General features: G+C 60.3%; 7 protein-coding genes. 2 read left to right on the top strand and 5 right to left on the bottom strand.

Translation table 11 applies throughout. The features are described 5' to 3' along the window. Positions 1–7 precede the first annotated feature (7 nt). Together EDB95_RS26095 and EDB95_RS26090 are read left to right on the top strand one after the other, a co-directional pair. Positions 8–1948 (top strand): PKD domain-containing protein, encoded by a 1941-nt coding sequence (locus tag EDB95_RS26095; protein ID WP_133999653.1) that lies wholly within the window; start codon positions 8–10, stop codon positions 1946–1948. Further along, positions 1948–4536 (top strand): CHAT domain-containing protein, encoded by a 2589-nt coding sequence (locus tag EDB95_RS26090; protein ID WP_133999650.1) that lies wholly within the window; start codon positions 1948–1950, stop codon positions 4534–4536. Before EDB95_RS26095 ends, EDB95_RS26090 begins: the two co-directional genes overlap by 1 nt. Here the strand turns inward: EDB95_RS26090 and EDB95_RS26085 are convergent. Genes EDB95_RS26085 through EDB95_RS26065 form a run of 5 tightly spaced genes read right to left on the bottom strand, consistent with a single transcriptional unit; the run spans position 4533 to position 14675 of the window. Beyond that, a complete protein-coding gene (locus tag EDB95_RS26085) occupies positions 4533–5849 on the bottom strand; it encodes a vanadium-dependent haloperoxidase (RefSeq protein WP_133999647.1) in 1317 nt (438 codons plus the stop codon). The two genes, EDB95_RS26090 and EDB95_RS26085, sit on opposite strands and share 4 nt — an antisense overlap. Further along, the gene (locus EDB95_RS26080) at positions 5846–8530 is read right to left on the bottom strand and encodes a GH92 family glycosyl hydrolase (RefSeq protein ID WP_133999644.1); all 2685 of its coding nucleotides are present in this window, start codon (positions 8528–8530) and stop codon (positions 5846–5848) included. Before EDB95_RS26080 ends, EDB95_RS26085 begins: the two co-directional genes overlap by 4 nt. Beyond that, positions 8527–9585 (bottom strand): cobalamin-independent methionine synthase II family protein, encoded by a 1059-nt coding sequence (locus tag EDB95_RS26075; RefSeq protein WP_133999642.1) that lies wholly within the window; start codon positions 9583–9585, stop codon positions 8527–8529. Before EDB95_RS26075 ends, EDB95_RS26080 begins: the two co-directional genes overlap by 4 nt. Before the next feature lie 7 nt (positions 9586–9592). Then, positions 9593–12346, bottom strand: coding sequence for a beta-galactosidase (locus EDB95_RS26070; RefSeq protein ID WP_162852801.1), 2754 nt, complete (start codon positions 12344–12346; stop codon positions 9593–9595). Continuing rightward, positions 12333–14675 carry an alpha-N-acetylglucosaminidase gene (locus EDB95_RS26065; protein ID WP_246073789.1) on the bottom strand — a complete coding sequence of 781 codons (2343 nt, stop codon included), beginning with the start codon at positions 14673–14675 and terminating at the stop codon, positions 12333–12335. The genes EDB95_RS26070 and EDB95_RS26065 overlap by 14 nt, the downstream gene beginning before the upstream one ends. Positions 14676–14679: the final 4 nt, after the last annotated feature.

Here is a 14679-nt window from a genome sequence, read left to right as displayed (position 1 = left end):
ACAACCCATGCAAAAGACCATTTGGGTCATAGTATTCCTACTGGCCGGAGCGAAAATGGGCCTGTCCCAGGACACCCTCCCCGCGCAGGTAAGGGTGATGGAACAAGGGGACAGTATCCGTCTGTCCGCCGGCCTCCGGCCGCTCCGGCAAATGGCAGGGGCGCCCGCCGCATTTTACACGTATTTCTGGGAATTGGGGGACGGGCGGTTCAGTTTTGACAAGGAGCCTGTCTATGCCTACCGGGACACGGGTACCTACCGGGTCCGGTTATATGCCACCAACAATTACGACGACGGCAAGGCGCCGCCCACCCGGCCCCGGCCGGTAAAGGTTCGAAAGACCCCGGCGGGGAGGAACGCCTGGGCGTCCCATTTCTTTCATGGAAGCGGGGAGATCGAGTTAAAGGTCAACCGGTATCCCCGGCCGGGCGAGAACTTCGTAACGGTCGTCGGTTATCGCAACCAGGGCGCGGATTCGCTGAGCGGATCGATCGTCCTTTTTTACAACGAACGGATGATGGACCGGGAAGGCTTTGCCCTGGCGGACGAGCGCTGCTATAATGCAGAGCAACGTTCTTCCCTTTCGGACCTGGCGATAGCGCTTCCGCCCACCTGGAATGGACAAGGGGGGGTGGTTGCGGCTTTTACGGGGGACTTCTCCACCCGATCGGCGACCCTATCCATGCTCCGGTCCCTGCAAAACCTTTATACCAGGCATACCGTCCTCCACTTTTCGGGGATGGCTCCGGGGGAGGAAAAATTCATTTTCCTGGAGATGAATACGCTTCCGGGCATGCTGCAGGACACCAACGCAACCGTTAGCTTCAGCGCCATGCTGGTGCCGGATAACACGGCCGCTCCTCCCGGCAGGTACCAGTTGGACATGCCGGTCGTTTCCTCCCATGATCCCAACCGGTTTATGGTCAAAAGCCGCCGGATCAACTATCGCTTTTTCCGTCAGAAAAAGCCGGTGGTCTATCGCGTCCAATTCGAAAATACCGGCACGGGGCCGGCCAGAGACGTGTCGGTGGGCATCCGCCTGCCCAAACAGCTTGACCCGAACTCGCTGGTGCTGACGGCTGTCAGCCCTCCCTGCCCCTTGTGCGATTCCGCGGGTTCCGGGCAAAGCTGCGTGGACACCGTCCACCGGGGCGACAGCGTTTTCTTCCGCCTCCATCACATTTACCTCCCGGGTATACAGCAGCGGATCGCGGACCCGGATTCGAGTACGGGTTTTATAGAGTACGCCGCCCGGTTCAGGAAGAAACCCCCAAAGATCCCCTTCGGTACCCAGGCCTCCATCAGCTTTGACGGTCACCCTCCGGTGACGACCAACAGGGCGACGGCTCGCTTTATCAAGGGGCTTTCGCCGGGGATCATGGCGGGTTACAGCGTCCTCCCGTCTCCCGGGGGCGGGTATTCCGCCACGGGTCCCCTTCAATTCGGCTACGTCCTTGCACCGTACGCGCCCGTACGCCCGTATTTCCAGGTCGAAGCCTTTGTCGGGCTGCTCCAGCAAAACGTCCTTACCGGGCCGGTGGTGCAGGACAACCGGGACACCCTGATCGGCGGCCTGCCATTTTTGATCACCGGCCACAGGATCAAAACAACCACCCACTATAATAGCTTCGAGGTCACGCCCCTGCATTACCGGTACAACATTGGAAAATATGTGGGCGTTGGTCTGGGCGCCATGGTGCAGGTGGATATCTCGGAGCAAACGACGGTGGAACAAACCAACTATTTTACGGCACAAGGGATAGCAACGACTTCCGTGTCCCGCACGACATCCGCCGTCAAGTACCTGGGGGATTGGAATGCCGCTCCATTTGCCGACGTTCAATTCGGCCTGGTAAAAGGCGGCCCGTTCATAGGGGCGCGGTATATCCGGCTCCTGAAAGGGAACCTCACCGATCGTTTTTTCTTTTATCTTGGCGTCAAGTTGTAATGTTTGCACGCCCCATCATCCTCCTGTTGGCCCTCTTCACAAAGGCCGCGGCGCAGCCGTCCGATACAACGCTGCTCCGGTACCAAAAACAGAATGACCTTTCGGATTGGATCTATACCCAGATCCAATGGGTAGCCGCAGCCCCGGCCCAGCGAGCCTCGCAGCTCCAGGAAGCCACGCACAAGGCCTGGCGCGCCCCCCGGACGGAGGAAGAAATACAAGCCTGGCAGGACCTGCTCACCAACGAGGGGTATATGTGGTTGTTGAACGGAGCGGTCGTCCCCTCCACGGACGCTTATACCGCCGCCTACGACTGGGCCCGGGCGCACCCGGAGCTGGCAGACGACCACCTCGTCGTGGACAATATCCTCAAACCGCTGGGCAATAACTATACACGCTTAGGCGACTACGGGCAGGCGATATTCATCCATGAACAGGCCCTCACCATCGCATTAAAGGAGAACGACCCTTTCGTGCTCGCGGGGGTCTACAGCAACCTGGCCGGTGATTGCTCCGACAACGGGCAACCCCTCCAGGCACTGGCGTACTGCCGCAGGGGCCTCGCAGTGGCGGGTCGAACCCCTTCCCTTCGCGGATTACTGTTGTCTGAGCAAGCCGACGCCTTCCAGGCACTCCACCGGCAAGCGGAAGCCGCCTCCAGTATCCTGGAAGCCATCGACCTGCTCAAAAAGGCTTCCGCCATTGATTGGCTGCTAACGGCCTACCAGCAGGCCGGCGATATCTTTGCAGGGGTTCCGGAAAAGGCGCTTTCTTTTTACAAGGAAGCGCTGGCCCTCAAAAAAGGCAATATCCGGGAGCAGGCCAAGCTCCTGCAGCGGCTGGGCGCGCTTTATCTACGGCTCGGCCTGCTAAGGACAGCGGACGATTACCAACAAAAAGCGCTGGCGGTCCTCCGTCCGGGCACGACGTTTTCCAGTCTTCGCCCCTCGGACGCTTACGCGGAGTATACGTTTGAAGACCTGTTGTACGACCGTGCCCGATGGGCGCTGGCATCCGGCCAAACCGACGACGCCCTCCGGCTGTTCGGGCTGAGTTTTGCGACCGGTACCCGGCTAAGACAAGAGCTCGTCACCGGTACATCACGTGAACAATGGGCCGCGGACGCCCGGGAGCGGTTCGAGCAGGCCATTTCCACGGCCTGGACCGCATGGAATCAATTCCCCAAGCCCGTATACGCGCAATACATCCTTGATTTCATGGAGAGCAGCAAAGCACAGTTGTTGCTGGAAGAGATACGGCACCACCAGGCGGATGACCGGCGGCCACCCGACAGCGTGACCCGGCGGATCCGTCTCCTGGAGGGAGCCATCGCCTATTATAACCGGGAGGCCATTACCGAAAGCGACAGCGTCCGTCTGGGCGCCCTCTCCGCCGCCAGGGCCGCCGGCTGGGAGCTGGCCAGGTTGCGGAAAGCACCGGACAGCAGCGTTTTATCCGGCGGCGTTTTATGGAAGGACGCCCTTGGAGGCGGCCTGGTAGCGCGTTCGTATTTCGTAGGATCAAAAGCCCTTTATACGGTGGAATGTACCGCTTCCGCCATCGACTATGTCGAATGCCTGCCCGGCGCCTGGCAGGACAGCCTGAAATCATTCACCGGCCGCTGGTTCGCGGGTGGTGCGGAAGCCATGATCAACCATCCCCGCCGGTATGGGGAAGAAGCATATTCGATCTATCACCGGCTTTTTGGAACCCATCCCCTGGAACCGGGGAAATCATACATACTCTTACCCGACGGCTCGTTAGACCTCCTTCCGGTCGAAGCCCTGCTCACCCGCCCAGATTTCCCGGAGGACCCTGCTGACTGGCCGTTCGTGATCCGGCAGGAATCGATCTGCTACAATTGGTCCTTGGAAACGTTGCGGCAGCAAAAGCTCGACCGGAACCAGGGAAAGGGGTTTTCCGGGTTTTTCCTGCCGGATGCGCATGGTTCCTCCCCCGTTTTGAACGCCATTGCGTCGGAGGAAACGGGGATACGGCGTTTTGTCCCTTCGGGGAACTGGTTTACCGCCGGCCAGGCCACCACGGCCGCGTTCCGGCATGCGCTTTCTTCTTCCGAAATCGTCCACCTGAGTGCGCACGCATATATCCAGCAAGACAGCCTGGCGGCGCCCCACATCGCGTTGTACGACGGCCCGTTTTATTTCTTCGAAGCCAGTGGACATCCGGCACTCGTCGTGCTCAGTGCCTGCAAAACCGGGGACGGGCGGGCAGTAACCGGCGAGGGGGTGCAAAGCCTCTCCCGGGCATTCACCGCAGGGGGCGCCAGGGCGGTCATCTCCGGTTGGTGGAACGTCAATGACGAAACGGCCGCGCGGTTGATGATCCAATACTATGAAAAACTGCGGGAACCCGGTGGCGCTGCCCAAGCCCTTCGCGCCTCCAAGCTCCGGTGGCTGGATGACCCGGAGGTATCTTCCATACAAAAGCTTCCTTATTTCTGGGCAGCCCTACAATACCAAGGCGACCCCGATGCGCTTACCGGCCGGTCGTCTCACCGGCTGTGGTGGCTGGGGTTGTTGTTGATTGTCGCGGCCGGCATCACCTGGCGCCTCACGCGAAGGCCTTAATGCCACTGGATCCGTGAAACCACCGTCGCTCCAATACGCGTACCCATGTCATTGCCCTCCACACAACTATAGTAGTAATGGATGCCGCCGTAGAACCGGGATACCATGGTTTCCTTCGCGGCGTCACGGAAGGAAGTATAAGACCGGCTGGGTATGCCGAATTCGAGTTCCGTGGTGTCCGTATAGGCGAAATGATCGCCAAATTGATGGCTCAGGGCTTCGGAGGCAGCAGCGGAAATGGTACAGTGCCCACAAGTATATTCAGGAAAAGGCGGTGTTTGCAGGTGGGGTCTCCAGTTGGGATCGACGTATTTGTCGATGACGGATTCGGGTCGTATCGTGTTGTAGGTATACTTGACGTTCCAGCATTGGATAAAAGCATCGAAAAGGGCGATGGACGTTTCGGCATAAGCGGCGGCAGCCTTGGGGAAATCCGCCCCGGATTTCAGGACGGCAATACCGGTAATGCCCATCCAGTGACCGGGGGGCGAGAATTTTTTGGTAGCGTATTTGAGGTGTCCGTAGACGTTTAGCCGGAACGGGTTGTCATCCCAGAACTCCGCGATGGCCTTTTGATCGGGGGTAAGACTGTCGGTCGAGGCTTTGATCTTTTTGACCTCCTGGTAATACGCGCTTTTGGGATCGGTCACGTTGAAGGCATAGGGCGGCGGGGGCATGATTTCGGAGGGGCTGTCCAGCACCAGGCAGCGGATCCGGTTCCAGTGGGGCTCGGCAGCCACCGAATACGCGGGAGGCGTAGGTTGCCAGCGGCCGGCCGAGTCTTTGACGACGTATTGCGGCGCACGTCTTGTTTCGAGGTAATGGTCTTTACGGCTCCAGCGCATGATGTTGGCCGCGACGGTATCAGCGTATGCCAGCGTCCGATCGTACACGTCGGTGGGCATACCGTGGTCTCGCGCCATCGTTTTGAGGCTGTCCATCAGCTTTTCCATGGTGCCTTTCGGAAAGGTCACCGCCTGGCCGAGCTGGCAATAGGCCAGCAGGGACGCCAGCTCGACGTCGATCGAGTCGGTTGGAGTGGGGATCTTTTGCAACCCGCTCAATTGTCCGGCGAGGCTTTTGTATTGTGAGGGGTAGCCGGCCGCGATAACCTCGTACCCCGCGACGGCGGCGTACATATAATTCCTGGAGGCGACGATGGGCGAAAAATTATTCCCCATGACGACCCGGTTCAGGTCATGCACCACGGAACAATACAGCCGCGGGTCTTTAAAAATCGCATTCCAGTCATGCGGGTGGCTGCAAGAGGTCAAAACAATCAGCGTAAGCAATACATTTACTCGACATCTCATGGACGATGGTTTTCTGTTTGGTAGATCGATGTGATCGTGGTACTATCCAGGGCAGCCTGGAATAATTCAGGGGACGCCACGAGCCCCTCAAAGACCCGTTCCCCGGGGAATTCGGCGTTGCGGCCAATCATCCAGGGCGAGCCGGTGAAGGACAAAGATACTTCCTGCAACGCAGTGAACCCCTTCAACCGGCCATCAATATAGACCCGCAATCCATCGGGTCCGCATACCCCGGCGATGTGGTGCCAGTGGCCCACCCAGTCTGCGGGCAGGTCGACCGTGCAGTCGCCCCTTCCCCAACCACCGGCAAAAAATGTGAGCGAAGAACGGCCGGACACCTGGAGGACGTTGAAGTCTCCTTTTGTAAAAATATCCATCAACCCTTCGTGGTCCGGTTCTTTGGGGAAGACCCATATCATCATCGTCAGCGTCTTCCCGAGTCCATCGTTACCGAGGTCGGGCACGCTGGTTTCCAGCGCCGTCCGGTATACTTTCACCGGCCGGCCCAGAACAGTATGCATCCCCGGGCTCATCGGTGGTAACGCCAGGTCGACGGTGCGCTCCTCTCCCGGGTGCAACCGCAACGGATGGCCGATTAGGGAGACAGTCCGGGTGATCCAGCCTCTATACTGCACCCGGACACGGATCCACACGCTATCCCCTACCCTCACGAGCGGGGGCACCGTCGCCTCCAGGACGGCGGCGGTGTCCGGAAGCGGGCCTGCGGGTGGTACGACCCGGATCCCGCCGCTATCCCGGTAGAGGGTGCAGGTGACCGAATCCCGCAACACGGCGCCCGAGGGTACAAAACAATTCTTAACCCCCAACACCTGTAGGGTGCCGTCGCTCCCGGTATTGGACAAGGTGAACGGCAAAGTAAAAGGCACCCCCGCGGTAACGGTCTTGGGTATACGCAGGTAGTGGAGGGTGATGTGGGGGGCCTTTTCGCTCGGTTTGCCGGCCGGCAGATGCAGCGCCCGTACGGTTTTGACTAAAGGAGACCCCACCACATAGTCCGGCTTTCCCGGGCAAAACGGGTAAAACCCGATGGCGCTCCATACATACCAACTCGACATGGCGCCCAGGTCGTCGTTGCCGGGCAAACCACCGGGTTTGTCCTGGTAGCGGGTTTCCATGATCCGCCGCACCCATTTCGCCGTAAGATCCGGATAACCTGCTACGCTAAACAGGTAGGGGATCTGAAGAACGGTTTCGTTGTCGAAAGGGATAAGACCGGCGGATAAGATGGAATCCAGCCGCGCGGCGAACAAAGGCCCCTGGCCCAGGTAATTGATCAGCCCCGCGGGGTCCTGGGGCACAAAATAGGAATACCCCCAGGCATCGCCCTCTTTGTACCCGGCGTTGCCCGCACTGCGCAACACCGAATCGCCCTTCCGGGGCAGCAGCAAAAGGCTAACGGGGTCGAACAACCGCCGGTAGGCGCGGCTGCTGCTGTCCAGCATTTCGCGATAGGGGCCGGGCAGGCGCGCCAGGCAGGCGTCGTCATACGCGTATTCCAGCGTCCTGGATACCGATTCCGGGTAGTCGAAAGGAATATACCCCAGGCGGCGGTAAATAGCCATGTCGTTTTGCAAAAACGGACCTTTGACGATGCTTTTGGCCATGGCCTCATAGGCCAGGGCGGTGTCTATGCACGGTACGCCCTTGACAATGGCGTCGACGATGATGGGGATGGCGTGATTTCCGGTCATACTTTCCGTGGGCAGGTAACCCCGCTGCCGGTAAACATCCAGCATCGAGCGGACGATGTCCGATTCTTTTTGCGGGAAAAAAAGCGCCAGCAGGGGATGGAGCGTCCGGAAGGTGTCCCAGGGGGAAAAGCCCCCGTACTCGGTCGTGGCGGACCGGTGCAGCTTCCCGTCCGCGCCCCGGTACCAGCCATCCACGTCGCTGATGATCCAGGGCAGGAGCAAAGAATGATAAAGGGCGGTATAAAATATCCGGTCGTGTTTTTTGTCGGTCCCCTCTATTTGTAATGCCCCCAAAGCTTTCGTCCATGCGGCTTGTGTGCGGTGGCGCAGCGTGTCGAAGTTGTCGCTGCCCTCTACGGCGATGTTTCTCCGGGCGCTTTCCGGGCCGGCGGTGGAAACGCTCACCCTTAGCAAGAGGGTATCCGTGGGTGCGAAGGTGAGCACGACGCCTTCTTGCGCCGGTTCGCGGCTGACGCACGGCTGGCTAAAGAGATACGCGGCGTCTGAGGTGTCGCCGATATAGATTCGCGGCTGCGTGCCTTTTCGGAAAATAAACCGGAACATACCGGTCCTTGGCGTGGCAACGGCCTCAACGAGCGTGCTGTCGTCGCTGAAACGGACGCGGTAATAACCGGGAGACGCGACCTCATCGCGATGCGCAAAAGGATGGGCGCCGCCCACCATCACATAAAAGTGCCCCGCGGACCCACCGGGAAACCCGCTGTAGTGGCCGGTGCAGCTAAATCTTAAGATGTGGTTATCCCGGTAGTCATACCCCCCACCCCTGGTCTCCGGTGTCAATTGTATAAACCCGGACACCGCCACCGCACCCGGGTACACCCCTCCTTCGTTACCCCAACGGGTATCCACCGCGCTCACCGTGGTGCCGATAAACGGATCTACCCAGTGGAGCTGCGCCGCGCCGGCCAGCGGGATCACCAAAGACAAGACCAGGAGCAGCCGTTTCATAATACCCCTTCCGCCAGCCAGGTGCCCCGGACGCGTGCTTGAATTTTGGCAAAAGCAATGGCCCTCGACGTTGACGTATCGTCTGCAAAAGGAGAAAAACCGCAGTCGTCCGTTGTCCCCAATTGACGCGCGGGAAGCACAGCGGCAGCCTCCAGGATCAGGTCCCGTACTTCCTCCGGCGTCTCTACCCGTGGGTTGAGTACGTTGGTCACGCCAAGGAAAATCCTGGCCGAAGGACGGGCGTGTTTTTTGATCGATGCCAGCACGGACGGCTTGTCGGGTTCTGCCGCATATTCCAGGTAAAAGTTACCCGCCTGCAGTTGAAAAAGGTAAGGCAGCAAAGCCCCATACGGCACATCGGCGCTATGGGTCGAATCGTGGTCACCGCCCGGACAGGAATGGATGCCGATGCGCCGGCGTTCTTCCTCTGTAAACCGCGACAGCACCTGGTTGTTGAGGTCGATAAAGGACTGGAGCAATGCGCCGCTGGGATCGAGTTTCAACGCGAGCCGGCCCTCCGTAAAGTCGACCTGGACGACGTGCGCGGCCCGGTCCAGGCAACGCCGGATGTCGGTCTCCGCCTCACCGGCCAGGTCTTCAAGAAATTGCGCGCGGTCATAGCCCTCGATGCCCTCCTGGGGATACAAAAGGCTCAGGGCGGACACCGATATGACCGCCTGTTTGATGGGCATCCCGGAAAAGCGTCTTGCCTTTTCCAGGTAGCTGCTGGCGTAGGTCCGGTAACGGAACGGTCCCCCGGTAAGCGCCGGCAGCTGGCGCTGGTGTCCGTCGGCAAAAGAAATCACCACGCCGTTGGGGTTCAGACCCGGCAACCCGGCAATAGGATAGGTCGCAAAGCTGGGTTTTGTTTGCTCTCCGTCGGACAGCACCGGTGATCCCGTTGCTTCCAATTGCCGGAGTGTGTCTTTCAACGCCGATTCAAACAACCGGTCCAGCTCCTTGTCATCGATCAAACCGGAAGCATGCGCGTGCATCCCTTCCAGGAGGACAGCGGGACGCGGAATGCTCCCGACAGGTTCAGTGGGTATTCTCATACAACGATTATGGCTTTTGCCATAGGATACGGTTCCGGCTGGCGGCGGCTTCCAGGCCGATCGTGACCTGTCGCGCGTCCCTGCCGTCTTCGTCAAAAACGACGAGTTCGTTTTGTGTATTCCTCAACCAACACGAGGGCACAAAAAGCCCCTCCACAGGTATTTTTTCCGGATAGCGGCCGAGGTGGTGCCCGTTCACCCAGATCGAGCCATGGCCCAGGCCTTTGGGGATAATCCGCCAGACAAGGGCGGGGTCGGGCGAGGCGTCGAAGGTGGTGCGCCACCAACAGGGGGTTCCCGGAACGGCCGTTGCTTGCGCCGTGGGTCGCGTTGTTGCTCGCGCCGCGGGTCGCGCCTTTGGTCGCCATTGTGGCCGCAGGCCCGTGCCCCCTTGCATGCGCCAGCCCGTCACCAGGACCGGCGCCGAGAGTGCGCCCTCGCGCACAGGCTTGTCAATCCCCCCTTCGTTTGAATAGTTCTCCACAAACACGCTCAGCCGCACGGGTCTTGCTAACGTATCCGCGTGATCGATGGTCACGCTAAAAGGTTCGTTCCACCCCTCGTGACGATACACGCGGCGGCCGTTTATAAAAACAGTGGCGTTCTCATCCACGCTGGCGAAATCCAGTCGTATGGTGGGCGCGGCCGGGTCCGGCAGGTCCACTTGGAACCAACCGAAGCCTTGCTTTTTGTCAAAGGCATCCTGCCCGATCGTGTATGGCTCCCCCATATCCTTTGGAGGACCCTGCTTCATGTCCGTGGCCTTGACCATCCGCCATCCCTGGAGTTCGTGGAAGGGCGGAGGTCCCTTGACCAGCAAGGCCTGACCAAATAGCCCTTTCCGGTCAGCCTTGTCGATGGGGCCCAAAAAGCCCGCCAATTTATCGCGGCCGTCGTGTGCGGTAAAAATTTCCAGGTCGTGGGGGCCCTTCCCGAGCACGAGGGGGATCTGTCCGTCTTTTATGTTGAAGGAGTCTATGGGCTTTCCGTCCAGGAAGGCGGTGGCGCGGTCTGCGCCTTGTACGAGCAGGGTGTACGGGCCGGCCGATGGGGCAAAGACTTTCGTGGAATACCAGGCGTCGGCGGTGAGGTCGCCGTCGGAGCCCATTTGCTCGGGCGCTGGCGCGGAGGCCATTTGCGCGGCCGCTACCGCGGAGGCCTTTGACATAGGCGCCGTTTTCAACGGCGACCGGGCATCCGCCCCTTCCCAGGGCCCCGGGGTTATATGCGCGACCGCAGGCGTTGCCGTGGGCGCGCCGGCTTTCCACGCGCGCACCGCGCCCTCTGTGTACACCCACACCGGGGCCACGGGCGCGCCCAGCGTATCCTCGGTCTCCAGGCTATCGGCGGTCATACGCCCGACGTACCGCGGTCCGACGACCAGGTCATGGCCGACGACCCAGGTCCGGTCGGCCCAGTCGCCGTTCATCACCAGGACCCGGACACCCGGGAATCCACAAGTGAAGGGTTCGGTGCTCACGGTCGTGTCTATGCGCAAAGGGCCTTGGGGCAAGGAAAAATCAAGACGTATCCTGCTGCCCGGGTCACCATAGGTGACGATGGTCACCTCTTTACCTTGATGGACCAGCGTCAGGATCCTGCCCTCGCAGCTGTCGAGGCGAATACCCGGGTTGAGCGTGTAGGCTTCGACGGTAGGAGGCAGCGTGTCGGCAAACCGGATCCGCCCCGCAGGGCTGACCCGGTAGCCACCGGCACCGGCCGTGCTGTTTTCCAAAATATCCTGAAAGCTGCGGGCAAAAAGGGCCGCCCGCTTCATGGCGTAGTACACGGGCCGGAGGTCTCCCCCCTGCCCAACCGCCGCCCCGTAGTCGTAGGAGGCGGCGTCCTCGTCGTTGTTGGTGTACCCGAAGTTGCTGCCGCCGTGCGCCATATAGTAGTTGTAGCCGTTACCGCCCCGGGCGATGATCTTCCACGTCCGGTAGGCGTACGTACGCGCGTCCTTCTCCGTGGAGCCATACCCGTTATACCAGACGCACCAGAATTCGGTGGACATCCAGGGGTTGGGGCGCGTGGGGTCGTCGAGTGAAGGCCGGTCCCCAGCCGGGTCGCTGTCATGGTGTAGACCGCTAAAGAAATACGGCACTTGTATCCCCAGTGACACCGCCTTATCCTTAAGAAACGTGAAATAGGTGTTGGGCATCGCGGTCCCCCAACCGAGGTTGTGTTCATTTTCCAGTTGCACGAGGATCACGGAGCCCCCGTGGTTGACCTGGTTGGCGGCCACGATGGGGATCAACCTGTCGAAAAACCGGCCGGCATATTTTTCAAAGGGCGCGTTGGGCTCCCGGACACGCACCCCGGGTTTGAACCGCAGCCAGAGCGGGTATCCACCGTTGTCCCATTCCGCGCAATAGTACGGACCGACACGGACGATGGCATACATATCCATCCGGTGAACCAGTTTCAAAAAGGCGTCCAGGTCGTGGTCCCCCTTGAAGTCGAATTGTCCCTCGTGGGGCTCGTGCCAGTTCCAAAAGGTATAGATCTCCACGCAGTTGAACCCCGCACGCCTCAGGCGGAGCAGCCGGTCGGACCAAAGCTGGTGGGGAACGCGGGCATACTCGATCCCTGCGGATACGATAAAGGTGCGCCGGCCATGGATGAGAAAGCCTTTTTTATCAAAGTCGATATAGGGCCTGGCCGCAGGAGCGGCAGGGAAAATATGATCGTTTACCTGCGCTTTCGCTCCAGCGAACAAAAAACAGGCGAGGACGAGGGCGATATACTTATTGGTCCACAAGGGGCACATATTTTTTATACAAAGCCTTGACGACGGCCACGGGATCACCCGAGGGCTTCTCCGGGTAGGTAATGTCGTGCGCATTGACCCAATTCCATTCCCAATCGCGGATGCGCCGGTCGACGTCGTCGGTTTCCATCCGGGCGCCGGTGATTATTTTTCCCCGTACATCTGCAAAGTACCATGCCCAGCGGGGGAGGTAAAAACTCCAGATGAGCCCCGACCATTGACGGCAGGAATACTCGTGCAGACCGCTTTCTTTGTCGCCCCAAAGGGTGATGAGGTCGCGGGCATTTTTCTCATAAAGATTGGCCTCGGCGGTGTCGGCGCCGCAACGACGGGCGTCGCCGATCCAGCGCCCCAGCAGGAATTCCTTGCGGGTGGACAGCAGGGAGTCCATATCGGACATCAGTGCGATGAATGCGTCGGAATAGCGGTCGAAGGCGCTCAGGTCGTGTTGCAGGTAAGCCAGTACCCATTTTTGCTGAAGCGGGGTGGCATAATTCGCCAGCACCTGCCGCGTGACGTCGACGAGGTCATATTGAAAAGCGTCGTTGGCCCCCAGTGAATCCGACGCCGCGACGAGCATCGACCAGGCGCGTACAAGGTCGCGGGGCTTATAGTCGAGCTTGGTGCGCACGCGGTCGGCCCAGACGTCGGTGGTGGGTCGGGCAACGATGATCGATTCGGGTCCACCCTCCCCCAGCCCGCCGTCGTAGACGGTCGAATCCAGCAAATGCCACGCGCGGCGCGCCTGTTCATTGTACTGCCCATAGCGTTGCAGGGCATAGGCGTCCAGCCAGGCATGGAGATCGATCGCGCTGTCGGTCCAGACGTTGTCGAGCATGAGTTGATACAACGCGGGGTTCTGCTCGATCCCCTCCATCGTCAAGCCGATCCCGGCCATTTTGCCGGAAGCCGCGGAGGCCCCGGAGCCCGCGGCATGCGGCCCGCCCGCCACCGCGGACATCCGCCCCCAAAGGGAGATATTCCCACCAAAGTTGTGGAGCATATTCCAGATCCAGGGCTTGCCGTAGTAGGCGTCGGTCCGGTTCCAGACGGGATGGCTTTCGCTATAGAGGTCGAGTAAGATCATCTGGTCGTCCGGCACGGCCCGGAGAAGGGCCTGTATCTGGGGTTGTCCCCAAAACGAGGCATTGTAGTGGAACATCCAGCCCTGCATCACCCAGACCGCGGCGGGGTCCGCCCCGGCCATGGAGGCATAGACCTTTTTGCTCATCGCGCTGAGGTAGGCGGAGTCGTTGGTGGGCGGCACGTTTTCGTTGAACGAGTCGGCGGAATACAGGTGATCGGTACCGTAGGCCCGGGTTTGGGTCTCGATGAATTTCCGGCCGATCGATTCAAAAAGCGGATCTGACGGATCGAGGATGCACACATCATCAAACCCCGCCCCCCAGTTGGTTTTTTTCACTTTGGCTCCCGGGAAGCGCGACGCAAAAGAAGGGGGTACGTGCCCGGTGAAGGCCGGTAACACGGGGGTCATACCCATGGACCGCTCGGCTTGCAGGATCTTTTGCTGGAGGGCCTTGTGCGTCACCATCCAGTGGGCCGGCAAGGGCCCGCCCCAGGCGTCGATGTTCCCCATCCAGAACCAGGAGAAATAAGCCGGCCCGCAAAAGAAGCGGTCCAGCTCTTCGCGGGTAAAACCCATGTCCGTATAGACCTCGTCCCAGATGGCTTCTTCGCCGGTCAGCGCCAGGGGCATATTGATGCCGTTGAGCGCCATCCAGTCTATCTCCTGTTGCCAGCGGTTCCAGTCCCACCAGGCCATGGAATAGTTGAAGGTGCAATAGTTCAGGTAATACCGGTAGGTGTAGGGAGTCACCCGGTGCACGCGCTGCGAAACAGGCGGCAATACCGAAGGCAGCGCCGGATGCTCCCCCCAGGTGATCAGGCAGTGGCAATAGTTCCTCAGGTAGTACTGAAGGGCCGACGCCACGCTGAGGCCATTGTTGCCCTTCAAGATGATTTTACTACGCCGTTGCTCCAACTCGAAGACGTCCTTGCCGTGCTCAGGGGGGATCCAGGCGACCTCGAAGGAGGAGGCCTTGTCGCCGGCGATGCGCTGCAAGAAAGCGCGAAGCTCGGACAGATCGAGGGAGGAGGCCGGGCGAAGCAGCGGCGCGGCGGAGGCACCGGGCAACAGCGATGCGGCGGAGGCACCGGGCAACGGCGATGCGGCGGAGGCACCGGGCAACGGCGATGCGGCGGAGGCACCGGGCAACGGCGATGCGGCGGAGGCACCGGGCAACGGCGATGCGGCGGCCCGGGCCATGGGCCCGGCCGCCGCCGCACTACTCAGAGCCAAAACC

Origin of the sequence: Dinghuibacter silviterrae, from assembly GCF_004366355.1 — a bacterium.
Taxonomy (GTDB): Bacteria; Bacteroidota; Bacteroidia; order Chitinophagales; family Chitinophagaceae; genus Dinghuibacter; species Dinghuibacter silviterrae.
The sequence above is the reverse complement of the archived record's forward strand: the minus strand, read 5'-3'. Positions and strand labels throughout refer to the sequence as shown.

Bases quoted from the DNA above. Each gene is read 5' to 3' on its own strand.
- EDB95_RS26095 (WP_133999653.1), top strand. From the start codon at position 8: ATGCAAAAGACCATTTGGGTCATAGTATTCCTACTGGCCGGAGCGAAA.
- EDB95_RS26090 (WP_133999650.1), top strand. From the start codon at position 1,948: ATGTTTGCACGCCCCATCATCCTCCTGTTGGCCCTCTTCACAAAGGCC.
- EDB95_RS26085 (WP_133999647.1), bottom strand. From the start codon at position 5,849: ATGAGATGTCGAGTAAATGTATTGCTTACGCTGATTGTTTTGACCTCT.
- EDB95_RS26080 (WP_133999644.1), bottom strand. From the start codon at position 8,530: ATGAAACGGCTGCTCCTGGTCTTGTCTTTGGTGATCCCGCTGGCCGGC.
- EDB95_RS26075 (WP_133999642.1), bottom strand. From the start codon at position 9,585: ATGAGAATACCCACTGAACCTGTCGGGAGCATTCCGCGTCCCGCTGTC.